Genomic DNA, 24270 nt, shown 5'->3' with positions numbered 1-24270 from the left:
CTCATTCCTCAGAAACTTTGTGCAACACGTAAAGCGATGGTGTAACCCTGACTACGGTTACGACTGTCATCTTCTTTATAGGCGTGGATCCAGAAAGAAGGGCTGGTTGGGGAGAAGTAATTCACCGCAGGGCCGTAGGCAAATGTTCGAGACCGGTTGCCCACTGTCAGCGAGTTGCTCTTGTCATCGCTGAATTGGTTGTAGTAGTAGCCGCCAATACCGACTGTCCAGTTCCCAATGTGCTGACCGGCGGCATATTCGTAACGATATTCAGTGCCGTTGCGATAATTTGTTTCGTGGTTTTCTGTATTGAAATCAACTTGAAAACTCGATGAGATCTCAAAACCGCCGTTTGTGATATAGGTGGCATTGAGCATTGGGGAAAAAACCCAATGATTAAGGCCAGGGCTTACTAACCGGTTTTTATCGTAATCGCCAGTTGGTGCCTGAATTTGAAATTGAGTGTTGATAGCAAAATTTTGAGAAGGCATCCAGCCAAGGATAAGCGGTATGACCTGAAGGTCTGCCTGACGAAAGACATCACCGCTGAGTGGTAATGGACCAACCGGCGTTGGTGCGACCATGTCCATGTTCATTTTGAAAAATGGTTGAATAGCACCAAAACCGTAACGCCCTCCCAATAGCGTTTGATCCGTCATCTTGATCCAGACCAGGCTCATAGACAGGACTTGTAGGGAGAATGGGGTATTTTTTTTGTTGCCAGTGTTATCGAGATTGGCATGTGCGGTGTAATACGCCACGCGAGAGCCAAACGTTCCCCAGTCGGTTGTGGGCGGTAAAAATCCTGCACCAAAATCATAGGTTCCCGCGGCAGTAGAGGGCGTTCCATTTTCTGTTGCCATCGCTGGGGTTCCGGTTATTCCAAAAATAATCGGAAAATAGAGGGTAATTGCTGCGATACTTCTGCGATAATTCGGTTTCATGCTGCCATCTCCTGATTTTATTGTAAATCCAGAGTAGGCAATAGAAATGGCTTGCTGTTATCCGAAATTAGCAAAATTATTGCCGGATCTATTTAATGTTGCTGATGGATATTCTCCAAAAAGCTGACGATAATCATTCGCGAAGCGGCTGAGATGCCAGAACCCCCAGTGACAAGCGGTGTCTTGCACGGTTGTAGCGCCCTCTAATAGGTCATGGTGCACACCATTGAGACGTAATACGCGTAAATAGCTGATGGGATTAATACCTAGGGTTTCCTGAAAGCAGTACTGAAGTTTACGTCGACTCGCCCCCGCATATTTGCAGACATCCAGAATAGAAGGGGGGCTATCGCAATGCGCCATCATGTATTCACGAGCACGATCCACAATGCGTTTTTTGGCGCTATCTGTTAGGGTCATTGCACATTCAGGCTCAATCATTTCAGATAGATAAATAAGAATGGTATCTTTAATAGCCTGACGAACCGCCGTGAATGTCAGTAATGTAGGACTGCTGTTATTGCCTTCACTAACTTCAAGACTGTCGCTGAGCATACGCCAGCGCACGAGGTTATCGTGATTAACAAGCGGAAATAGGCGAGGTGTGCGTAGAGTTCGTTCATCAATTTCGTCAAAAATAGTAGGGAAATAGTCACCATCCACGCTGATCAGGAGTAGATCGATAGCTTCTGGCGCTCGTAGTTCTGGCAGAGCATTCGAGGGCGCAACAAGTAGACTTTCGCGATTAATATGATGACCTGCGCAATAAAAAGCGTCTGACGGCGTATATAATGGAAAGGTAAATAGCTGATTCTTAACAGCCTGGCCTTCTTTTAGGAGTGCCTGAGTCGTGCGTTCTCGAATCAACTGGATGCCATCTAACTCCAGAACGGTCAACCGACCATCGAATTTTCCCTGAGTAAACTGGTTATAGTGCACTGACCAACCAGGAATATTGACAACATGTTCAGCAATATTTCGGGATCGGCTATGCGATAGGGAAAATGAGAACAAGTCCGTATTAGCAATGTCAGTCATATTTTCAGCCATATTTATTGCCTTCTCATTAATTCGCGGTGATACGGCGTGGTGTTCATCACCTTACTGATGAGCAAGGAGTGTGCCATTTGCGAGCATGTCGATATTCAACAAATCTTTTTGCTAAAAACGGATAGTGCCAGAGTGATATCTGGCGTTCATTAGTACTCCAGCGGAAGGGCAGGTAGTGGTGTTTAACGGGAGAAGCGATAATGCCATCCAGATTTGCCGCCGGATTGTGCGCTATCAACTCCTGATGTACGGCATGACGCATGATGTTGCGCATATGCTGCCGGGAGCATGCCGCCACTTCCATCAGACCTTTTTCAGCCGGTAGGTGAAATTACGGGGTTTCAGCTCGGTTATCTGCAAGTGTTCAATTATCGGGGATTATGGTTATTCTGCTCGTGAGGAAGTGGTTCGTTCAGCCGCTCTCTGTTGACGAGCATCAGCCAGAGACACACAGGATAGGCACCTAAGCCGAGGCGGGATTCTTTTTTATTGATGCGATATTTGAGATACCAGAGACGTGAACCGCCTGGATTAACTAAAAGGTACAGACCGTAAGAATCGGAAACCTTGAAGGGGTTTGCGGATGGTTTTACGTTGCGGATTTTTGAATCGTGAAGAGACATTTGGGGGTCACTCCGTCATCGAACCGGCTTGACCCCAAATCTGACCACCAAATTCTCCCGATGCGAGGGAGAAATCGAACATGTATTAGGAACGATGTTAAGGTAGAACGTATTGAATATATGAGATAAAAGCAAAAATCCCGCTTAAGTTTCCTTAAGCGGGATTTTCTAATTTGGCTCCTCTGACTGGACTCGAACCAGTGACATACGGATTAACAGTCCGCCGTTCTACCGACTGAACTACAGAGGAATCGTGTGAACGGGGCGCATGATATCCGGCACCCGCAGTGCTGTCAACGGCAAAATCAGCTTTCTTGTCTGACTGTTTAGGCTATGTACAATTTGCTGTTTTTTTATGAATTAATAAATGGATGGAGCGCGGTAGTCGATGCTGCTTTGCCAATTTTTTAGTCGGGTGAGTGGATCTTGTCGATAGAATTTTTGGAAGCAGCGATACAGGTCGGGGAAACGCTCTTCTAGAAGTTCAGGAGCACTAAAGAAATACTCCGACAGTACTGCAAAGCACTCAGCCGGATCCTGAACGGCATAGGGATCCATGCTGGCGGCATCTTCTCCCACCAGATCGATCTCTTCTTGTAAGGCATCCATTGCACCGTGTAGGTGTTGTTCCCAGACCGCAATATCGCGCAGTGGAATCAAGGGGACACCCGTAGCTTCACCGCTACTGCGAATATCCAGCTTGTGGGCGACTTCATGAATGATGAGGTTGAAACCGGAGAGATCGAAGGAATCCTGCACTTCCTGCCAGTTGAGGACAATCGGCCCTTGATCCCAGCTTTGCCCTGATTGCACTATTTTGCCCGTGTGAACGAGTCCGATGTCGTCCTGCCACTCATCTTCAATAATAAACGGGCCGGGATAAACCAGAACTTCGTGAAAGCCATCCAATGCATCCACACCCAACGAGAGTACCGGTAAGGAAAATAGCAGTGCGATACGCTGCTGCATGATGTCTGTTAACAACAGCCCCTGCAACGGAATCAGGCGCTTTTGCTTCAGAAACTGATCGGCAAGGGCGACCAACCGCTGATGCTCTTCATCGCTTAAGGGGGCGAGAAGCGGGATCGAAATTGCAGCTTGCCAATGTTCAAGCGTCTGCACCTGAGGTTGAGTGTTTTTCCACGGCCATTTAATCATTGTTGTTGCTCGTTAAGTCGTCACTTGAATTTAAAGGCGAGGGCGGGTGCTGTTAAAATGCCGTAAAAGTGGGCATCATGGCAACTGCTAAACGGAGAGATGCCGGAGCGGCTGAACGGACCAGTCTCGAAAACTGGAGTAGGGGCAACTCTACCGGGGGGGCAAATCCCCCTCTCTCCGCCACTATTCAAACACTTGCCACTCACTTAGTCTGTGACGCTTTCCACACTTGGCATTGGCTTAACGTGGACAGCGTAAATCCCCTTCTTCACAACGTAGCATGTACCCAATGGCACTTGTGCCGCGTGAAACACGTACTTTCATTTTCTCTGCGAAGATTAATCTCAATTATTTCAATGAATGCTGACAAATCGCGAGTGCTGAACTATTTTCATAAGTAATTATCACGTTACGGAGGTTGATATGGGATTTTGGCGCATTGTACTGACTATTCTTCTGCCACCGTTGGGCGTGTTATTGGGGAAAGGGATTGGTGGGGCATTTATTCTGAATATCATTCTGACGCTGTTAGGCTATTTTCCTGGTTTGGTGCATGCGTTTTGGGTGCAGACAAAAGACGACGGAATTTAATAGCTGGAAAAGCTGAATGGCGAGTATGACGAAATAACGGGGAGGTATGTTGCCTCCCCGTTATTTTTTGCGAGGGCGCAGGACGCAATTAATAATAACCAATCAGTTTCCACCACACTAAGCCGACGATAAAGATCAGGGCGACGTTAAATGTGACGATGCAGAAATTGATTTTATAGAAGCGGTGCCGTTCAAAATATCCTTGAGCAAAGTAGATAGGGCCGGGGCCTCCGCCGTACTCGGTATTTCCCCACATCAGGTTGCTAAAAATCCCAAAACAGATGGCGACCATCATGGGCGGCGCGCCTGCGGCTATGGCGGTGGCGGCGAAGGGGGCATAGAGCGCAGCAACGTGACCAGAGGCGGTGGCAAACAGATAATGCACATAGATATAGAGAATGCCGAGAATAACGAAGGTTTCCATCGCGCCGAAACCCTGGATGGAATTACCTAGCTTAACGGTCATCCACTTAATGAAACCAAGATCAGACAACCCAGCGGCGAGGCTGATAATTACGCTAAACCAGATGACCGTATCCCAAGCTGCGCGATCGCTGAGTACCTCTTTCCACTGGACGGCCTGAGTAACGAACAGATAGGCAACTAATGCCAGCCCGACGGATGTGGCGGAGAAACCGGTGATCAGGCTAGTCCCCCATCCGAGCAGCGCGAGCACAAAGCCAAACGCCACTTTTTTCTCTGCCGGCTTCATGTTCCCCAATTCAGCCAGCGAGCGGCGTCCCATCTCCTTGGCTTCTGGCGTTTTTTTCAATTCAGGGTTCAGAATTTTGTAAACCAGCAACGGCATTAGGCAGAAGCAGCACATTGCAGGCACGACAGCGGCAATGAACCAGCCGCCCCAGGTAATATCCACACCTAATGAGGTTTTTGCCAGACTGCCAACGAGCGGGTTGGCGGCCATGCCAGTGAGGAAAATCGCGCCGGTGATCGGAGTAAACTGAAAGCAGACCATGATCAGAAAGTCCCCGATCTTTTTACCGCTAACGCCGGGTGTTGATCCTAAGACTTCATTAATCGAACGCGCGATGGGAAAGATAATTCCCCCTGAACGCGCGGTGACGGATGGCATAGCGGGTGCCATGATCAGGTCGGAAACGCCCAGTGAATAAGCGATCCCCAGGCTACTTCCGCCGAATAGCGACAGCATTTTGTAGGCGATACGTTTCCCCAGCCCGGATGTTACAAAGCCCAGAGAGAGGATATAGGCGCAAAAGATGAGCCAGACGGTGCCGCTGGAAAAACCGGCTAGCGCTTTCGCTTCTGTTAATGTTCCTGTGAAAATAGTGATGCAAAGGACAAGCAGCATAATTGCGCCCGATGGTAGAGGCTGCGTCAATATTGCTGCGATAGTGGCGGAAAAAATAGCGAACATATGCCATGCCTGTGGCGTAAGGCCATCGGGAACCGGAGAAAACCAGATAATCAGGCCCAGCAGGAGAGGAATAATAACCGCGACTATTTTTTTCTTGGTGGAGGATTCGGATGACATAGCGTCTCCTTAATCGTGCAAGCAATGGTTATCCGGCATCATTCCCGGCAACAGAGAGCCTGCCCAGACGCGTTATTATCTTGCGTCTGGGAAATATCGATCTCAGTCTGTGAATTAGAGTGATACCGGATAATTACCGGTGATAACTATTTTCTTTCCGTTTTATTTAATACCTGGTCAACCATTTCAGGGGCGCTCCCCAAATAATTGACGGGGTTGGTCAGGCTTTCGATTAATTTGGGATCGAGTCGGCTTGATACGCCAGGCATAGCATTGAGAGCATCGGCCAGCGTGCCGCCTTTCTCATTCACGATACGGCACGCATCGTAGACGATGTCATGCGCTTCCTGACGGCCAATGTACGGTGCCAGCCCCATCATAACGGATTCGGCCACAATCAGGCCGTTGGTCATATTGAGGTTTTTCAGCATCATCTTCTCATCAACAATGAGGCCGTTTAGCATAAACTTGGCCTGATGAAGTGCGCCTGCGGAGAGAATGAAACTTTCCGGGATGGCGATCCACTCTGCATGCCAGGGGCCAGTGGCGCGTTCCAGATCTTGCACCATCGCATCCAGCATTAACCCGGCCTGTTGGCGAACACCTTTGGAACAAGCCAGCATCAGCTCGCTAGAAATTGGGTTACGCTTTTGCGGCATGGTGCTGCTGGCTCCGCGGCCTTTGACAAACGGTTCATACAGTTCGCCGAACTCGTTGGAGGCCATTAGCATGACGTCATAGCCAATTTTCCCTAACGAACCGGTGATTACTGCCAGCAGGTTGACGGCTTCGGCAAATCCATCACGAGCCACATGCCACGTTGAGGTAGGTACGCCCAGACCAAGCTCTGCCATCAGCGCTTTTTGTACCGCGAGCCCCTTGTCACCCAATGAAGCCAATGTCCCTGCCGCACCGGCGAACTCGCCCACCAGCACGCGAGGGCGTAGCTGTGCCAGACGCTCGGCATGGCGATCGAACATATCCAGCCAGATAGCCGCTTTGTAGCCAAACGTAATTGGTAGTGCTTGTTGTAAATGAGTACGCCCAGCCATTGGGGTATTACGGTAACGCACGGCCAGTCCGGCCAAAATAGAGCGTAGTGCGTCGATATCGGCTTCAATTAACGCGAATGCATCACGGATTTGCAACACCACGGCGGTATCCATAATGTCCTGTGTCGTTGCGCCCCAGTGGACATAACCGCCAGATTGACCAGCCTGTTTGGAAATCTGGTGCACCAGCGGCAGAATAGGGTAGCCCACAATTTCTGTTTCGTGGCGCAGTAGCTCAAAATCGAGCGTGTCGGCGTTACAGCTGGCAGTGATTTCTGCAGCAGCCTCTTCTGGAATCACGCCACAACGCGCTTGCGCATTGGCCAGTGCGATCTCTACTTCCACATATTTACGGATGAGTTCCCGGTCATCGAAGATCGCCCGCATTTCTGGGGTACCAAATGAATCACGGAATAGAACTGAATCAAGCACATTCGAAGCCATAACGCCTCCTGAAGCGGATATATTGATGATAAGATGCAGACCATATCCGCGATAAGATGAAGCGAGCTTACCTTGATGAACGGCATGGTCAGGAAAAGTTAAATATACGGACATGATTAAATGTCCGTACATGTTGTGGTTATAACAACATGTACGGACAAGTTAGGGAAGCAGTGAAATGTTATTTTGTGATGCAGGGCATCAATATTGATTAAGAGCGTGAGCCGATGAAAGAACCTTTGTATAAGCGCATTGCCCGTGAACTCAGCCAGAATATAACGCTAGGCAAGTACCCGGCTGGCTCGTTGATCCCCTCCGAGTTGGAACTTTGCGAGCAGTATCAGGTTAGCCGCCACACTGTCAGGGAGGCGCTGCGCGATCTAACAGAAGCGGGTTTGCTATCCCGTCGCAAGGGGGTAGGTTCCGTTGTTGTCGATAATGATGAAAAGCGGGAGCGCAATCATCCTCTGGCCAGTCTTGAGGATCTGTTCGTACTCGCTAAAACCAACCTGCGCGTAGTGAAGAAGATTGATGAAGTCGTAGCGGATGTTGAGCTGGCACAGATTATCGGCGGCAAGCCGGGCGATCGCTGGCTGCATATTTCCAGTATTCGTGAAGACAGCCAGAAAAAGGACTCCCCGATATGCTGGACGGATAGCTACGTGAGCCCGGATTATGCCAAGGTCAAAAGTCTGGTGCGCAGCGATCCGTTCGCTTTGATTAGCGATTTGATTGAAAAGCATTACGGTGTGCAGGGGGAAGAAGTGCGCCAGACGATTTCTGCCGTTGGCGTTCCGGCCAAAATAGCGAAAACGCTGGGCGTTGACGTAGGTTACCCGGCATTGAAAATCGTACGGCATTATCTTGACCGCTCGGGAAATGTCTTTGAAACCACGGTATCGATCCATCCGGCAGACCGATATACCTGCTCCATTACGCTGAAACGTCAAACGGGAAACCGAACGTAATCCACATAATACCTCATTGAAGCCTGCTCGCTTCCTGTCTACATGTGCCTGCATGCGTAATGCAGGCACAACGCTTGTTGCTATTGCGCGCGGACTACCTGATTACGTCCTTGCTGCTTGGCCTGATAAAGCGCGATATCGGCGCGGTTAATCAGCATACTGAGTGTTTCTCCTGCCCGATATTCAGCGACACCGCAGCTGACCGTCACCTGAATGATCCCTTCACGGTAGGGAAGGTGTGCTATTTCAACGCTCTGGCGTAGCGCTTCGGCGCGCTGTTGTGCGGCGTTGATATCGCAATCGTCGAGTAGAATGACGAACTCTTCACCTCCCCAACGACAGGATTGATCGCTGGAGCGAGTGTTGGTCGACAGGATGGCAGAGACTTCTTGTAAAACCAGATCCCCAACGTTGTGACCATACTTGTCATTGATTTTCTTGAAATGGTCAATATCAATGAGAAGAATGGAGAGCGACTTATGTTGTAAGGCATTCTTCGTACCGAGACGGCGAAATAAGTAATCAAATGCCTGTCGGTTCATGAGGCCTGTTAATTTATCGGTTGTGGCCATTTGTTCCAGACGGCGTTGATACCCGCCAATGGTCAACCACAGCAGAAATAAGAAGAGAATACTGACGAACGTGCTGATACCAAGGTTTTTTAGCAGTGTGGCGAATAACCGCTTTTCACTAGGGTGGCTGTTTTGTTCTATCATCAAATACCAACCGAATTCAGGAATGAGCCGAGTATTAAGGAAAACATGCTCCCCGTTTGATTGGTATTCATAAGCGCCGCCGGGAACGGTCAGGATCGTAGTGGCAATATTGCCCAATCCCTGCTGTTGCTGAATCTTGAGAGGGCGGTTATATGTTTCTCCATGTAAAGTGATATTACCTTCCTTATCAATGAAGTAGATCGTTCTATTATAGCGCTGCTCATATTTCTCAATAAGGTGTTTAACTCGTTCAACTGGAATACCTACGCCAGTGATGCCGATGAAGTTGCCTTCATAGTCCACAACTTTGTGATTGATAAAAATATCAAGGCGAGTGTGATTCTCTGGATCGAACGAGATGTCGATGGCATAAGGCATCTCGTCTGATAGCGTTCGGTGTTGGAAATACCACCGATCGTCTGGCGAATCTTCTGAGACGGTTTTTAAGATGCGCTGTGGATCGTAGTAGCGCTTGGTTTTATCCGAAATGAAGAAAGAAAATACGGTATCGAAGCGACGATCGATTTCTCGCAGATAGCGAAACATGGCTTGCGGATCGTTTTCGTCCTTCAACACCCAGTCGCGTAAAAAGGTATCGTGTGCCATCAGCGACGAAATAAAGATAGGTTTTAGCAGGTCTTGCTGGATTTCAGAATAGACATTATCACTGGTCAGAGGCAGCGTATTTTCTTCGATTTCTTCCTCCAGCGACTCTTTAGCTACTTCATAACTGGTCCAGCTAATCACAAGGAATGCGGCGAGTAACATAGCGCCGAGTATGATGATTGCGCGTGTTTTGTCCAGCCAGCGTGAGTTACTGATGAATCCAGTCTGCAAAATAATCTCTCCAGAGAATCATTGATGAGATAGGTGAATAAGCCTCTGTTTTCACCTAAAAATTGTGGTGCAACATTTTACTAGACTGACGGTGAAGCATCATTGGGTAAATGAATCGCTGACTCGTAGGATTCAGTATAGTGGTTACATTGTGGAAGTATTAGAGCAGATTGCCGGAACGTAATGTTTTGTATTGTATTGTGGGCTTGTTAAAGCGCTCTTGTCGGGTTGATTATCCCTATGGTTAGATTCGTTCAGACAATAATGTTGGGTGGATGACCATGAGCCATTATTCAGCAGCGAAGGAATCAGGCCCAACAGCGCTTTTATTGATTAATAAGCATGCGCGGAATGGTGATTCCTCTGCTCGCGATGTGAAACAGTTATTACAGCAAAGCCAGATTACCTTCATTGAACCAGATGAAAAAGAGGCGGGCTCATACAGCGATATTATACGTGCTTATGCGGGGCGGGTTGATTTCGTTATTGTCGGCGGTGGCGATGGTACCTTAAATTCTGCGGCCCCCGGCCTGGTCGATACCGGACTACCGTTGGGCGTGCTGCCATTAGGAACGGCAAATGACTTTGCGCGTACGGTGGGCATTCCGCGGGAGATTCAGCAGGCCATTCAGATTATTGCCAACGGTCAGCGGCGTGCAGTTGATTTGGGGGACGTTAACGGTCATCTCTTCTTTAATGTCTCCAGCATTGGTTTTTCTGCGGCACTGGCGCGCGGACTGTCGGCCAAGTCCAAAAAGCGCTGGGGCACGCTGGGTTATGCACTGGCGGCCTTTAAGCTGCTGAAACAAAGTCGTCCTTTCCGCGTTGAGATCGAGCATGATGGCATCAACGAGCGGGTTAGAACCGTGCAAGTGTCGGTGGGAAACGGGCGTTTCTACGGCGGTGGCATGGCAGTAGCACATAGTGCTGCGCCTGATGATGGTCGGCTGGATGTGTATAGTCTGGAGGTTTCCCACTGGTGGGAAATGGTGGCGCTCATCCCTTTTATCCGACGAGGAACACATGGCCGCTGGCGCAACGTTCGCGCTTTTTCCGCCCAACAGCTGACGTTGAGTACCTCTAGGCCGCACGATATTAATGCGGATGGCGAGCTGATTGGCAAAACGCCTGCGGTATTCGGGATCAGGGAAAAAGCGATTCAGGTTTTTGCCCCCCCGGTGTCCGGTGGTAATGGATAGACTACCAACAAACAGGGACACCATGCGGCGTCCTGCTTGTTGATAAAGGATGATTCTGCGGATTATTTAAATACGCGGAAACGTTCTTCAAAGGCAATATAGGTTTTCTCACCAGCGGGTTGCTCAACGGAACCGAATGGCATTTGAGCACGCAGTTTCCAACTGGCAGGCAGATTCCACTCTGCTTTGACATCATTGTCGATCAGCGGATTGTAGTGCTGGAGTGAGGCACCGATTTTTTCCTGCGCCAGCGTCGACCACACGGCGAATTGCGCGATACCGGTTGAGTGTTCTGACCACACCGGGAAGTTATCGGCATAAAGCGCGAACTTTTCCTGTAGCGCTTCAATTACGCTAGTGTCTTCAAAAAACAGGACAGTTCCCGCACCGGCGGCAAAGGAGGCCAGTTTGTCTTCTGTCGGGGCAAAGGCGTCCGCAGGTACAATTTTCTTCAGTTGCTGTTTAACGATATCCCACAGCTTGTGATGCTGTTCGCCGAACAGAATGACAACGCGAGAGCTTTGCGAATTAAAAGAGGAGGGGCTTTCATTAACGGCTTCGGTAATGAGCGCGGTAACCTGATCTTCTGATATCGGTAGTTTATTGCCGATGGCATAGATTGAACGACGGGCCTTGATTGACTGCAAAAAAGCATTACTCATGGTGTGTTCCTCAGTTTACGTGATGACTTACCTTAATACTGTGTCACTGATTTTTGCCATATTCAATGACTTATCGTGTCGGATACCTATCTTCCCACTTTCTACTTTACTCGCCGCAGACGTCGCAGCGGGGATTTTTCGGCAGCGTGATTTCGCGGAATTGCAGCGTCATTGCATCGAACATCAGCAACCGACCCGTAGCCAGCTTGCCATAGCCCGTTAGCAGCTTAATGGCTTCCATTGCCTGTAAGCTCCCGATTGTGCCCACCAGCGGCGACATCACGCCTGCCTCTACGCAGGTCAGCGCATTGGCTCCGAACAGGCGGCTGAGGCAATGGTAGCAAGGCTCATCGGGCTGATAGGTAAAGACGCTGATTTGGCCTTCCATCCGAATCGCTGCACCGGAGATCAGCGGTTTTTTAAGCCGAAAGCCAATCCGGTTCAGGCGGTTACGAATGGTGACATTGTCGGTACAGTCCAACACGGCATCGTGCTTGCTGACCAACTCGCTCAATATGTCGTCATCGAGATCGCCATCAATGGTATCGAGAGAAAGATGCGGGTTCATGTCGACCAGCGTCAGACGCGCCGATTCGACTTTTGCCATCCCGATGCGGTCATCGCGGTGCAGAACCTGACGTTGCAGGTTGGACAGAGAGACAGTATCAAAATCCAGCAGCGTCAAGTGACCGATGCCCGCCGCAGCGAGATACTGCGCGGCGGCACAGCCAAGACCGCCCAGACCGACAACCAACAGGCGTGATGCCTTGAGTTTTTCCTGTCCGTCAAAATCAAAGCCGCGCAGTACAATTTGTCGATTGTAGCGCAGCATTTCTTCATCGCTCAGTTCCGGCAACATCTCAGTGTCCCAGCAGGGCGTTGAAGGGTTCAATTTCTACCCATTCACCGGCGGCGACGTGGCCACGATCCTGCTCAAGCACGATGAAACAGTTACCAAGGCTGAAAGAGCTGAAAACGTGCGAACCCTGATGCCCTGTGGTTCTCACTTCCAGTTCACCCTGCGCGTTGCGGCTAAAAATACCGCGTTGGAAATCGGTGCGACCCGGCGTCTTTTTCAGTGCGCTGGTGGTTTTTACGCGTACTCGCGGCGGCTGGTGCCATTGTGTATAGCCAGACAGGCGAGCCAGCAGTGGCTGAACCAGTTGGTAGAATGTCAGCGCGGCGGAAACCGGATTTCCCGGCAGGCCGCAGAACCAGGCGTGTTGTAATTTGCCGAAGGCGAAGGGTTTGCCGGGTTTGATCGCCAGCTTCCAGAAATGGATATCGCCCAGCTCATCCAACATCTGTTTGGTGTAATCGGCTTCGCCAACGGAAACGCCGCCGCTGCTGATCACCAAATCGGCAAGCTGGTCTGCCTCATGGAACGCAGCGCGCAGGGCTGCCGGATCGTCGCGGATAATCCCCAGATCGAGCACATCGCAGCCCAACTGTTCCAGCATCAAACGCACGGCGAAACGGTTGGTGTCATAAATCTGACCGTCTTCCAGCGGCTCGCCAACGGGTTGCAGTTCATCACCGGTTGAAAACACCGCGACTTTCAGGCGGCGTATCACGTCAATCTGCGCAATACCCAGCGAAGCCAGCAACGGTAATTCGGCTACACCCAGCTTGCAACCGGCGGGCAGCACGCTGGCGCCAGCCTGAATATCTTCTCCCGCGAGGCGAATATTCTGGCCGGGTTTTACCTCATGGGGAAAACGGATGCCGTCCTCGCTGACTTCAGCTTGTTCCTGCATGATCACGGCGTCGGTTCCTGCGGGAATAGGCGCACCGGTCATGATGCGAATGCAGCTTCCGGCAGGCCATTCGCCGGTGAAGGGCGCGCCAGCGAAGGCTTTACCAACCAATGGCAAGGTGGTGGCAGCGGATAAATCGGCGCAGCGTACGGCGTAGCCATCCATCGCGGAATTGGCAAAAGGGGGAACGTTAATCGGAGAGGTGATGGCATCAGCGGTGATCCGTCCTGCTGCGTCGAACAGGGATACGCGCTCTGTTTCGGTAAGGGAAGGAACCTGAGAAAACATATTTTCCAGAGCTTGTTCCAGAGTCAGTAAACCTGAATTAACGCTTTCCATCTTCACTCCACCGTTTTTCATCAATACAAAATACAACGTGTTTCATTAACACAGCTTGTTTTATCAATACGACTGATTACTTCTATAAGAATCGTGTTCCGCAGATGTGACGCTCACGGGCGAAAACCGGTTTCCTATGCCAGTATTAATTATGTCAGAGTTCGTAACGTGGGTGAATGTACGCAGGTCAATGAATAGGGCTTTTATACCCGTCATACTTCAAGTTGCATGTGCGTTGGCTGCGTTCAAATACTCGGCCCGTCGTGGGCCTCGCCCTGAAGGGCCGCTGCAAGCAGCGTTCAAATCTGCTCCCGGCAGATTTGTCACCCGAATCACTTACCGGAGTAAGCTCATCGGGATGCCTTCTCTTGCCGCGTTATTCGGCCTTATGGCCTCACCCCTTCGGGGTCAGCGCAAGCACTGTTCAAAAACGCCTTGCCGTTTTTGTCCTGAAACTCGAATTATTTAGGGTATAGCGCATGACTCGTCAGGCATCAAACGGCAAGGATGGGGTGCGAAAGCGTCACTTTTTTCCCACAAATCGAACTACTTCGGGCAAATGTGAGTGTATCTGCATGGGATATCACACCTTATGATGCGGCTATCTGACAGTTAACTTAATGTTATAAAAAGAATTTTCCACTGTGCTGATTTCAGTTTCCGCTTTACATCATACCTTGCGCTAAATATAGTCGAAAATCGCGGATAATTTGTCCCGATCGCGCTGCGCTGATTCCAGCCGCATTTATATGGAGATTCGCCGTTCATGTTGCCCACACAGGATTATTATGCCTCGCTGTCTTCCCCTGTACCGGGGCTGATTTTGCCTGAAAAACGGGTGGTAGAGGTGCGCAACCTGAGTGTCTATTTCGAGCAGCAGGGACTGCGGACGGACGCGGTACGTAATTTAACGTTCTCTGTCGATCGAGGCGAAACACTGGCTATCGTCGGAGAGTCGGGATCGGGAAAATCAGTCACGTCATTGGCGCTGATGCGTCTGGTAGAACATGCCGGCGGCGTGATTCATCAAGGAGACATGCTATTCCGTCGCCGTGATGGGCAGGTACTGGATCTTCGAGGTGCCCGTCAGCGGGTGATGCGCACGTTGCGTGGTGCGGATCTGGCAATGATTTTCCAGGAACCGATGACGTCTCTGAATCCGGTTTTTCCCGTCGGCGAACAGATAGCCGAGTCGATTCGTTTACATCAGAGGATGGACAGACGCGCTGCGCGTTTGGAAACTTTGCGTATGCTGGATCTGGTCAGAATACCGGAAGCGCGCAACGTGCTGGACCGTTATCCCCATCAGCTCTCTGGCGGAATGCGCCAGCGAGTCATGATTGCAATGGCACTTTCCTGCAAGCCGTCGCTGCTGATTGCCGATGAACCGACAACCGCGCTGGATGTCACCATTCAGGCGCAAATTCTGCAACTTATCCGTGTGTTACAGCGTGAAATGGACATGGCCGTGATTTTCATCACCCATGATATGGGGGTGGTGGCGGAAGTCGCCGAGCGTGTATTGGTGATGCACCGTGGAGAAAGTATCGAAGCGGCAAGCGTGGGGCAGATCTTTACTGCGCCGCAGCACCCGTATACCCAAGGGCTTTTGGCGGCGGTACCGGCGTTAGGGTCGATGCGCGGACAACCGTTCCCGGCAAAATTTCCACTGCTGGATAAAAACACGGCACGCATTGCGGACAACGTGCCGCAGGACACCGTTCCTGTGGATATCGCGCCGATCTTGCAAGTCAGCAATCTGGTGACGCGCTTTCCGATTCGCAGCGGGTTACTGAACCGCGTAACCCGACAGGTGCACGCGGTAGAAAAAGTCAGCTTCGATCTCTGGCCGGGCGAAACACTCTCGCTGGTGGGGGAATCAGGGTGTGGTAAGTCAACCACGGGTCGCGCGTTGCTCCAACTGGTTGAAAGTCAGAAGGGTGAGATTACCTTTAATGGCCAGCGTATCCATCAGTTGAAAGGGGCGGCGTTACAGCATCTGCGACGTGATATTCAGCTAATTTTCCAGGATCCTTACGCTTCATTAGATCCCCGCTTGACGGTTGGGTTTTCGATTATGGAACCGCTGTTGGTACACAAGATCTGTCGCCGACAGGACGCGGAAAAACGCGTGGAATGGCTGTTGTCACGCGTAGGGTTGGCACCCGAACACGCTCGACGCTATCCGCATGAGTTTTCCGGCGGACAGCGCCAGCGCATTTGCATTGCTAGAGCGCTGGCGCTGAACCCCAAGGTTGTCATTGCGGATGAAGCGGTATCTGCGCTGGACGTGTCGATTCAGGCGCAAATCATCAATCTGATGCTGGAGCTACAACGTGAGTTCGGCATTGCCTTTTTGTTTATTTCACATGATATGGCGGTAGTCGAACGCATCAGTCATCGCGTGGCGGTGATGTACATGGGGCAGATTGTCGAGATCGGCCCGCGTCAAGACGTATTCGAACGACCTCGGCACCCCTACACCCGTAAGCTCATGTCGGCCGTACCGATAGCTGACCCCTCATGCCGCCAACGTGAGCAGGTATTGTTGGTTGATGAAATACCCAGCCCGATTCGGGCGATTGGCGATGAGCCGACAACGGCACCTCTGGTTCAGGTTGGCGAGCGCCACTTTGTGGCGTACCACCCGATTGCAGGTGCTTATTGACAGGGATTCATAAGGAGAACATAGCATGAACGTAATGACGATACAGCGGCGCTGGTTAGTGGCCGCAGGGGTAACCGCTGCAATGGTGGCTTCACCCGTCTGGGCAGCCAAAGATGCGGTTATCGCCGTGGGTTCCACGTTTACCAGCCTGGATCCCTATGATGCCAACGACTCGCTATCGCAGACGGTGGCGAAATCATTCTATCAGGGGCTATTTGGCTTCGATAAGGACATGAAGTTGATTAATGTGCTGGCGGATAGCTATGACGTCAGCCCAGATGGTCTGACGTACACCGTCAAATTACATCCCGGCGTTAAATTTCACGATGGATCGGCGTTTAACGCCGCTGCCGTCAAAGTGAATCTGGATCGCGCCAGCAATCCAGACAATCGTCTGAAGCGGTATAACCTGTTTAAAATGATCGACAAAACCGAAACGGTGGACGATCTTACGGTGAAAATTACGCTGAAGACGCCGTTCTCGGCGTTTGTTAACAATCTGGCGCACCCGGCAGCGGTGATGATCTCGCCAGCGGCATTAAGGCAGTACGGTAAAGAGATTGGTTTCCATCCGGTAGGCACCGGCCCGTATCGCTTTGTGGCCTGGAATCAAACCGATTTTGTCAAAGTTGAGAAATTCAGCGGTTACTGGAAGGCGGGGTTGCCTAAGCTGGACAGCATTACCTGGCGTCCGGTGGTGGATAACAATACGCGTGCAGCATTGTTGCAAACGGGGGAGGCGCAGTTTGCTTATCCGATACCGTTTGAGCAGGCCAAGGTGCTAGAGAAGAATGACAAACTGGCGCTGGTGGCGTCGCCCTCGATTCTGCATCGTTACATCAGCATGAATGTCACGCAGAAACCGTTTGATAATCCGAAAGTTCGGCAGGCGTTGAACTACGCGATTAATAAAGACGCGCTGATTAAAGTGGCGTTCTCCGGCTATGCGACGCCAGCCGAAGGGCCACTGCCGAGCAGCATCGATTATTCGGTAAAATATCATCCATGGCCTTACGATCCGGCCAAAGCGCGCGAACTGCTGAAAGAAGCGGGCTACCCGGATGGCTTTACCACTACGCTCTGGTCGTCACATAACCACAGCACGGCGCAAAAAGTCTTGCAGTTCACGCAGCAACAGCTGGCACAGGTTGGCGTTAAAGTACAGGTGACTGCGATGGATGCGGGGCAACGCGCTGCTGAAGTGGAAGGTAAGGGGGTTAAAGAAACCGGCGTCCGCCTGTTCTACACCGGATGGTCGGCATCGACGGGCGAGGCGGATTGGGCGCTATCGCCGCTGTTCGCTACAGCCTCTTGGCCACCAGCACAGTTCAACACGGCGTTTTACAGCAACCCGCAGGTTGATGCGGATCTGGCTAATGCGTTGAAAACGACGGATCGAGCGGAAAAGCAGAAACTGTACAGGGATGCTCAGGATAAAATCTGGGCTGATGCACCGTGGATTTTCCTTGCAACAGAGCGTTTGGTGTCGGCTAACAGCAAGAAACTGACTGGGTTTTACGTCATGCCAGATACGTTGTTTAGTTTTGAGGATGCCGATCTGACGGAATAACTCACCGCAAAAGAATGACCAGGGAGTCGGGTGGCCGTTAGGCTACCCGCTGTGGTCAACACTCGTCTACTTTAGGAGAGCCTGACACATGTATGTGGAAAACCGTTCATGCTGAATTATTTTATTAAACGGTTACTGGGGCTGATCCCCACGCTCCTGATTGTTATGGTGCTGGTGTTTCTGTTTGTTCATCTGCTGCCCGGCGATCCGGCGCGTTTAGCCGCTGGACGTGAGGCGGATGCTGCTGTGATCGAAATGGTACGGCAGGATTTGGGTTTGGATAAGCCGCTACCGCACCAGTTCTGGCATTTCTTGACCAATATTCTGCAAGGGGATTTGGGAACGTCGATGGTGTCGAAGCGACCCGTCACGGAAGAGATCGCGATGCGCTTTATGCCAACGTTTTGGCTGACGGTTTGCAGCATGGCGTGGGCGGTGATTTTTGGCATGGCGATCGGCATTGTCTCTGCGGTGTGGCGTAACGGCTGGCCGGACAGGATCGGGATGACGCTGGCGGTATCCGGTCTCTCTTTTCCTGCGTTTGCGCTCGGCATGCTGCTAATGCAGATTTTTTCCGTCGAGTTAGGCTGGTTACCAACGGTGGGGGCGGATACCTGGCTGCACTACATCTTGCCTTCACTGACGTTGGGGGCGGCCGTAGCGGCGGTGATGGCACGTTTCACTCGTGCGTCGTTTGTTGATGTCTTGCAGGAAGATTATATGCGTACGGCACGAGCAAAAGGCGTGCGCGAATCGCTGGTTGTGGTGAAACACGGGCTGCGCAATGCGCTAATTCCCGTGGTCACCATGATGGGGCTGCAATTTGGCTTTTTGCTCGGTGGATCCATCGTCGTGGAGAAGGTTTTCAACTGGCCGGGGCTCGGGCGGTTACTAGTTGATGCAGTGGAAATGCGCGATTATCCGGTGATTCAGGCAGAAGTATTACTGTTTTCGCTGGAGTTTATTCTGATTAATTTGCTGGTCGACATGCTGTATGCCGCGATTAATCCTGCCATTCGTTATAAATAAGGAAAGGGAATGAGACACTGGCGACGTAACGCTATGCTGACGACGCTCCCTGTTATTAGGGATAAATCCGTTCGCACGCCGTGGCGTGAATTCTGGCGGCGCTTTCTTCGGCAGCGCGTCGCGGTAGCGGCTGGCCTGTTTGTGCTCCTGCTGGTTGCCATCGCTTTTTTGGCACCGTATCTGATGCCCTACGATGCCGAGAACTATTTTGATTATGAACGACTTAATGAAGGCCCCTCTTCGGCACACTGGCTGGGAGTGGATTCATTGGGGCGTGATATTCTCAGCCGGATCCTGATGGGGACGCGTATTTCACTGGTGGCGGGCATTTTCTCGGTACTGGTAGGGATGATTATCGGCACGACCTTGGGTCTGCTGGCGGGCTACTACGAAGGGTGGGCTGACCGCATCATTATGCGCATATGTGATGTGCTGTTTGCCTTTCCCGGCATTTTGCTGGCGATTGCCGTTGTGGCGATTATGGGCAGCGGCATGGCAAATGTGGTTGTCGCTGTCGCGATTTTTAGCATCCCGGCTTTCGCTCGTCTGGTGCGGGGAAATACGTTGGTGCTAAAGCAGCTTACCTATATTGAATCTGCTCGCAGCATTGGTGCCAGCGACTGGACGATTCTCTTTCGGCATATTCTGCCTGGCTCGGTATCTTCCATCGTGGTGTTTTTCTCGATGCGGATTGGAATGTCGATCATCACCGCAGCCAGCCTGTCATTTTTAGGGCTGGGTGCACAGCCGCCGATGCCGGAGTGGGGGGCGATGCTCAACGAAGCGCGATCGGATATGGTGATTGCCCCGCACGTCGCGATCTTCCCCAGTTTGGCGATCTTTCTGACGGTACTGGCGTTTAATTTATTAGGCGACGGTCTGCGCGATGCGCTCGACCCGAAAGTGAAAAGCTAAATAAAAAAGCGCGACAACGAGTGTCGCGCTTTTCAGCAGTAAAACCGTCAGTGCTTAGAACGAGGTACGTTTGTAGCTACGGTACTGTGGTTGCCAGAAGTTATGGTCAATCGCTTTTTGCAATGCATCGGCAGAGGTTACGACGGCCACACCTTGCAACTGCGCGGCTTTACCCACTTCCAGTGCGATACGCTTGGACACCTGCTGGATATCGGACAGATCCGGCAGCAGAGCGCCTTCGCCGTTATTCGCCAGCGGCGAGCAGTCAGCCAGAGCACGGCTGGCAGCCATCAACATACCATCAGTGATACGCTTGGCACCCGACGCCAATACACCTAGCCCGATACCTGGGAAAATGTAGGAGTTGTTGCACTGCGCAATAGGGAAGACTTTATCCTGATAGTTAACCGGAGAGAACGGGCTACCGGTCGCGACCAACGCTGAGCCTTCTGTCCAGCGAATGATATCTTCTGGACGGGCTTCCACGCGAGATGTCGGGTTAGATAATGGCATCACGATCGGGCGAGCACAGTGTTTGTACATTTCACGGATGATTTCTTCCGTGAACAGACCTGGCTGGCCGGATACACCGATCAGAATGGTTGGCTTGGCATTGCGTACCACTTCCAGCAGTGAAATTGCATCGCTGTTACAATCCCAATCAGCCAGCAGCTCGCTTTTCTGCACCAGCTTGCTCTGGAAATCGAGCAGATTTGGCAGTTTGTCTGTTAGCAGACCGAAACGGTCAACCATGAAGACGCGTGCACGCGCTTCTTCTTCACTCAGCCCTTCTGACTTCATCTGCGCGATGATTTGCTCAGCAATCCCACAGCCTGCGGAGCCTGCACCCAGGAAGGTAACGGTCTGATCGCGTAGCTGCGTACCTGCTGCACGGCTAGCGGCAATCAGGCTGCCGATAGCGACAGCGGCGGTACCCTGAATGTCATCGTTAAAGCTACAGATTTCATCACGATAGCGATTCAGCAGTGGTGTGGCGTTTTTCTGTGCGAAGTCTTCAAACTGCAACAGCACGTTCGGCCAGCGACGCTTCACGGCCTGAATGAATTCGTCAACGAATGCATAGTATTCGTCGTCGGTGATACGTGGGTGGCGCCAGCCCATATACAGCGGATCGTTCAGACGCTGCGGGTTGTTGGTACCCACATCCAGAACGACAGGCAGGGTGTAGGCTGGGCTGATGCCGCCACAGGCGGTGTACAGCGACAGCTTACCGATAGGAATCCCCATACCACCGATACCCTGGTCACCCAGACCCAGAATACGCTCACCGTCGGTCACAACGATGACTTTTACGTTTTGTTTGGTGGCGTTTTGCAGCATATCGTCGATATGTGCGCGGTTAGGGTAGGAAATAAACAGGCCACGGGCACGACGATAGATATCGGAGAAGTGTTCACAGGCCTCGCCAACGGTCGGAGTGTAGATGATTGGCATCATCTCACTGAGGTGACCATCTAGCAGGCGGTAGAACAGCGTCTCGTTGGTATCCTGAATGTTGCGCAGGTAAACGTGTTTTTCGATATCGTGTTTGAATTCCTGATACTGACGCCAGGCGCGTTCTGCCTGTTCTTCGATAGTTTCAACGGCTTCTGGCAGCAGGCCTGCAAGGTTAAAGTCAGCGCGTTCTTCTTCAGTAAATGCGCTGCCTTTATTCAGCAGGGGAAATTCGAGCAAGATCGGACCAGCATAGGGGATGTAGAGAGGACGTTTGCTTTCGTATTCTAATTCCATGACTTTTTACTCTTCGGGTAACAGAAAAGAAACTCAGGTGTTGTCGATGAAAAACTGCTGAGGATCTTAAATTACCCAGAGAATATGTACAGGAAATGTTAATTTAAATAGTTACAGATGGCTTGCATCTTGACTGAAATACAGGCTTTATCGATTCACCTCTCTTTTTTCGTACTCATATCGCTGAAATTTGGCGCTTATTTCTACCGTTATTCCTCAATAAAGTGGTGTTCAACGTCAGTACAGCCCAACTCAGCCAACATAATTTGTGAGATCGCCCAGTGGCTGACAGCCGCATTACGGCGTTCAACGACAGCGGCGTACTTAATGGTACTCGGATCCTCGCCTGCCAGGTTCATCAGATTCAACGCCGCTTGCAAAGGTGGCAGGCTGGGGTTGAACGCAGCATTTTCTGCATAGCGTCCGGTATAGATGTTGCCACTCGCCGTTTCCAGCGCAATGCCGCTGATGGCTTTGCTGTAAGGCGCGTGGCTACGGTTGGCGGCATCCAACGCCTGACGCGTGAGCGCATTCACATTCTGCAATGTTGCACCGTGGTTGATGTCATCCATCAGCAGCGTATCGATGTGCAAATCGACGGGGCCAAAGGCATCCGGCAGATAGTGACTGAGCACGGCTGGCTGGCGACCCGGTAGCTGAATACGCAGCGATGCGGCATTGCGCAGCTCGTTCATAAATTGGCGACAGTGGCCACATGGCGTGTAATTCACGGTCACAGCCCGCAATCCACGCTCATTTCGCAGCCAGGCATGGCTGACGGCGCTTTGTTCCGCATGTACCGTTTGCTGAAGCTGAACGGCGGTAAACTCCATATTGGCACCAAAGTAGAAATTGCCGCTGAGCCCTTGCGCAATCGCACCGACTTGAAAATTCGAGATAGAGGCTTGTGCGCAGGCGGCAGCCAGAGGCAATAGCGCAAAGGCCAACGCATCGGTGTCTAGCTGACTGGCTTCGCTGACCGCCTTCACCTCTTCAGCGGTTAGCATGGCGGCGAAATCCGGTTTATCGATCAATGGGCCGAGCGCGTCTTGCAGACCGGTAGATAATTGCTGGAAGGCGTTTTCAAATCGTGGATGCATGTCGGCTTACTCTCTTTACCCGTCAATGACGTCATGTTAGGTAGCAGAGTAGCAATAAATTGTGATTGAAATCTCTTTATTGAGTGAAATGACTGCAAATTAACTGCTAAATGCGAGACATATCTCAATTTTATAGTGGGAGCGATGCGGGATACGCATCGTCCCCTCAGGCTTCAGCCAGCAAGGTGCAAGAGTATAGGAAACACTAACGGAGCAATCAGCGATGTGATGATCCCGCATATGACTAGCGCCAGTGAACTAAACGCCCCTTCCTGATAATCGATCTCTGCGCAGCGCGCTGTGCCGAGTGCGTGCGAGGCGGTGCCCATCGACAAACCACGTGCGGCTTTGGTTTTGATTCCGACTCGGTTGAACAGGGTGTGGCCTAATACGGCACCGAGAATACCGACAAAAATCACGCAGACAGCGCTGATCGCCGGAATACCGCCAATAGAACTGGCGACGGCCATCGCAATAGGGGTAGTAACAGACTTTGGCAGTACCGAGGCGGCGATGTCTGGTGATGCACCCATCCACAGTGCCACCAGCGTGCCGGAGATAATCGCTGTCAGACTACCGATAAAGCACACGCTGATGATCGACTTCCAGCGCGCGCGAATTTGGTGCAGTTGTTCATAAAGCGGGAACGCCAGCGCGACTACTGCCGGTTGCAGTAAGTCGTTAAGTATCTTACTGCCCTGAAAATAGTGCTCGTAAGGAATCTTCAACACCAGCAGCAGCGGAATAATAATCGCCATCGACACCAGCAGCGGGTTCAACAGGGAGATCTTGGTTAACACGGCTAGCTTACGTGCAGCGAAAAAGACGATCAGAGTAAGAGGCAGTGACCACCACAAATAGCTGAACATTATTCGTTATCCTTCGGCGGCGTGCGATCGCTAGCCATAGCGCGTTCACGCTGCATTATCTGGGTACTAAAACCCACAATCAACATCACAACAAAGGTACTGATCAGACAAGAAACCACGATGGGGCCAAACTGCTGGCTGACCAGATCGTAATAATTCATAACGCCGACGCCGATGGGGACGAACAGTAGCGCCATATGACGAATAAGGAGGTGACAGCCAGGTTTTACCCATTTCGCGGGCAGGATCTGCGAGGCGAGGAGGGTGAACAAGACCAGCATACCGATGATACTGCCGGGGATAGTGAACGGAAGTAACGCGGATACCGCATTGCCTGCCAGCAGGCAGAGATAAATCAATGCGAAAGCGCGTAAATACTGCCAACAAACGATGAACGTATTACGCATGGGAAATTCCTGATTAGCACAGGCGATTATCATAACGCTAATGGAATTTACGTGCCACAGATCACGAATCTTGTTCGGGAAGGTGAGACGGCCTCAAGGATGAGCGATAC

20 protein-coding genes, 2 tRNA genes and 1 pseudogene are annotated in these 24270 nt (G+C 51.3%); 8 read left to right on the top strand and 15 right to left on the bottom strand.

Annotated elements, in window-relative coordinates; all coding sequences use genetic code 11:
• Positions 1 to 8: 8 nt before the first annotated feature.
• The 5 genes and pseudogenes from CLR69_RS08190 to mtfA form a co-directional block, all read right to left on the bottom strand.
• Complete coding sequence (locus CLR69_RS08190) at positions 9 to 944, bottom strand: SphA family protein (RefSeq protein WP_129713230.1); 936 nt, start codon at positions 942 to 944, stop codon at positions 9 to 11.
• 57 nt (positions 945 to 1001) lie between these two features.
• Positions 1002 to 1994, bottom strand: coding sequence for a helix-turn-helix domain-containing protein (locus CLR69_RS08185; RefSeq protein WP_129713229.1), 993 nt, complete (start codon positions 1992 to 1994; stop codon positions 1002 to 1004).
• 172 nt (positions 1995 to 2166) lie between these two features.
• Positions 2167 to 2617, bottom strand: a pseudogene (locus CLR69_RS23155) (integrase arm-type DNA-binding domain-containing protein); the annotation flags it as partial.
• 174 nt (positions 2618 to 2791) lie between these two features.
• Positions 2792 to 2867 (bottom strand) — tRNA-Asn (locus CLR69_RS08170).
• 110 nt (positions 2868 to 2977) lie between these two features.
• A complete protein-coding gene (mtfA, locus tag CLR69_RS08165; protein WP_129713228.1) occupies positions 2978 to 3775 on the bottom strand; it encodes a DgsA anti-repressor MtfA in 798 nt (265 codons plus the stop codon).
• 93 nt (positions 3776 to 3868) lie between these two features.
• Here mtfA and CLR69_RS08160 point away from each other — a divergent pair.
• A tRNA-Ser gene (locus CLR69_RS08160) sits at positions 3869 to 3958 on the top strand.
• A gap of 240 nt (positions 3959 to 4198) precedes the next feature.
• Positions 4199 to 4366 (top strand): YqaE/Pmp3 family membrane protein, encoded by a 168-nt coding sequence (locus CLR69_RS08155; protein ID WP_010280855.1) that lies wholly within the window; start codon positions 4199 to 4201, stop codon positions 4364 to 4366.
• A gap of 88 nt (positions 4367 to 4454) precedes the next feature.
• On the opposite strand, the gene CLR69_RS08150 is transcribed toward CLR69_RS08155, so the two are convergent.
• On the bottom strand, positions 4455 to 5876 hold the full coding sequence (locus CLR69_RS08150; RefSeq protein ID WP_129713227.1) for a DASS family sodium-coupled anion symporter: 1422 nt from the start codon (positions 5874 to 5876) through the stop codon (positions 4455 to 4457).
• A 146-nt stretch (positions 5877 to 6022) separates the two neighbouring features.
• A complete protein-coding gene (locus tag CLR69_RS08145; protein WP_129713226.1) occupies positions 6023 to 7372 on the bottom strand; it encodes a class-II fumarase/aspartase family protein in 1350 nt (449 codons plus the stop codon).
• Between the two features lie 227 nt (positions 7373 to 7599).
• Here CLR69_RS08145 and CLR69_RS08140 point away from each other — a divergent pair, with 227 nt between their 5' ends.
• Positions 7600 to 8340, top strand: a complete 741-nt coding sequence (locus tag CLR69_RS08140) for a GntR family transcriptional regulator (RefSeq protein ID WP_129713225.1) — start codon at positions 7600 to 7602, stop codon at positions 8338 to 8340.
• An 80-nt stretch (positions 8341 to 8420) separates the two neighbouring features.
• On the opposite strand, the gene CLR69_RS08135 is transcribed toward CLR69_RS08140, so the two are convergent.
• Positions 8421 to 9893: a sensor domain-containing diguanylate cyclase gene (locus CLR69_RS08135; protein WP_129713224.1), complete on the bottom strand. Its 1473-nt coding sequence runs from the start codon at positions 9891 to 9893 to the stop codon at positions 8421 to 8423.
• A gap of 275 nt (positions 9894 to 10168) precedes the next feature.
• On the opposite strand from CLR69_RS08135, the gene CLR69_RS08130 reads away from it, so the two are divergent.
• A complete protein-coding gene (locus CLR69_RS08130; protein ID WP_129713223.1) occupies positions 10169 to 11092 on the top strand; it encodes a lipid kinase in 924 nt (307 codons plus the stop codon).
• 62 nt (positions 11093 to 11154) lie between these two features.
• Here the strand turns inward: CLR69_RS08130 and CLR69_RS08125 are convergent, their stop codons facing one another.
• From CLR69_RS08125 to moeA, 3 genes are all read right to left on the bottom strand, one after another.
• Entirely contained in the window at positions 11155 to 11754 is a 600-nt protein-coding gene (locus tag CLR69_RS08125; RefSeq protein WP_129713222.1) for a nitroreductase family protein, read from the bottom strand.
• 106 nt (positions 11755 to 11860) lie between these two features.
• Entirely contained in the window at positions 11861 to 12613 is a 753-nt protein-coding gene (gene moeB, locus CLR69_RS08120) for a molybdopterin-synthase adenylyltransferase MoeB (protein WP_129713221.1), read from the bottom strand.
• Position 12614: 1 nt separating this feature from the next.
• Complete coding sequence (gene moeA / locus CLR69_RS08115; protein WP_129713220.1) at positions 12615 to 13850, bottom strand: molybdopterin molybdotransferase MoeA; 1236 nt, start codon at positions 13848 to 13850, stop codon at positions 12615 to 12617.
• A 766-nt stretch (positions 13851 to 14616) separates the two neighbouring features.
• Between moeA and CLR69_RS08110 the strand changes: the two genes are divergently transcribed.
• The 4 genes from CLR69_RS08110 to gsiD all read left to right on the top strand — a co-directional run bounded on the left by CLR69_RS08110 (position 14617) and on the right by gsiD (position 20032).
• A complete protein-coding gene (locus tag CLR69_RS08110) occupies positions 14617 to 16518 on the top strand; it encodes a dipeptide ABC transporter ATP-binding protein (protein ID WP_129713219.1) in 1902 nt (633 codons plus the stop codon).
• 25 nt (positions 16519 to 16543) lie between these two features.
• Entirely contained in the window at positions 16544 to 18088 is a 1545-nt protein-coding gene (gsiB, locus tag CLR69_RS08105) for a glutathione ABC transporter substrate-binding protein GsiB (protein WP_197730537.1), read from the top strand.
• A 108-nt stretch (positions 18089 to 18196) separates the two neighbouring features.
• Positions 18197 to 19117 (top strand): glutathione ABC transporter permease GsiC, encoded by a 921-nt coding sequence (gsiC, locus tag CLR69_RS08100; RefSeq protein WP_129704102.1) that lies wholly within the window; start codon positions 18197 to 18199, stop codon positions 19115 to 19117.
• 9 nt (positions 19118 to 19126) lie between these two features.
• Positions 19127 to 20032, top strand: a complete 906-nt coding sequence (gene gsiD, locus CLR69_RS08095; RefSeq protein ID WP_129704104.1) for a glutathione ABC transporter permease GsiD — start codon at positions 19127 to 19129, stop codon at positions 20030 to 20032.
• 54 nt (positions 20033 to 20086) lie between these two features.
• Here the strand turns inward: gsiD and CLR69_RS08090 are convergent, their stop codons facing one another.
• The 4 genes from CLR69_RS08090 to CLR69_RS08075 form a co-directional block, all read right to left on the bottom strand.
• Positions 20087 to 21784, bottom strand: a complete 1698-nt coding sequence (locus CLR69_RS08090; RefSeq protein WP_129704106.1) for an NAD-dependent malic enzyme — start codon at positions 21782 to 21784, stop codon at positions 20087 to 20089.
• Between the two features lie 209 nt (positions 21785 to 21993).
• Positions 21994 to 22884, bottom strand: coding sequence for a cytidine deaminase (gene cdd, locus CLR69_RS08085; protein ID WP_129713218.1), 891 nt, complete (start codon positions 22882 to 22884; stop codon positions 21994 to 21996).
• A 173-nt stretch (positions 22885 to 23057) separates the two neighbouring features.
• The gene (locus CLR69_RS08080) at positions 23058 to 23753 is read right to left on the bottom strand and encodes a CidB/LrgB family autolysis modulator (RefSeq protein WP_129713217.1); all 696 of its coding nucleotides are present in this window, start codon (positions 23751 to 23753) and stop codon (positions 23058 to 23060) included.
• Positions 23753 to 24160 carry a CidA/LrgA family protein gene (locus CLR69_RS08075; RefSeq protein ID WP_129713216.1) on the bottom strand — a complete coding sequence of 136 codons (408 nt, stop codon included), beginning with the start codon at positions 24158 to 24160 and terminating at the stop codon, positions 23753 to 23755. The genes CLR69_RS08080 and CLR69_RS08075 overlap by 1 nt, the downstream gene beginning before the upstream one ends.
• Between the last annotated feature and the right edge of the window lie 110 nt (positions 24161 to 24270).

Origin of the sequence: Pectobacterium zantedeschiae (assembly GCF_004137795.1) — a bacterium.
Taxonomy (GTDB): domain Bacteria; phylum Pseudomonadota; class Gammaproteobacteria; order Enterobacterales; family Enterobacteriaceae; genus Pectobacterium; species Pectobacterium zantedeschiae.
This window is presented reverse-complemented; position numbering and strand designations above follow the sequence as displayed.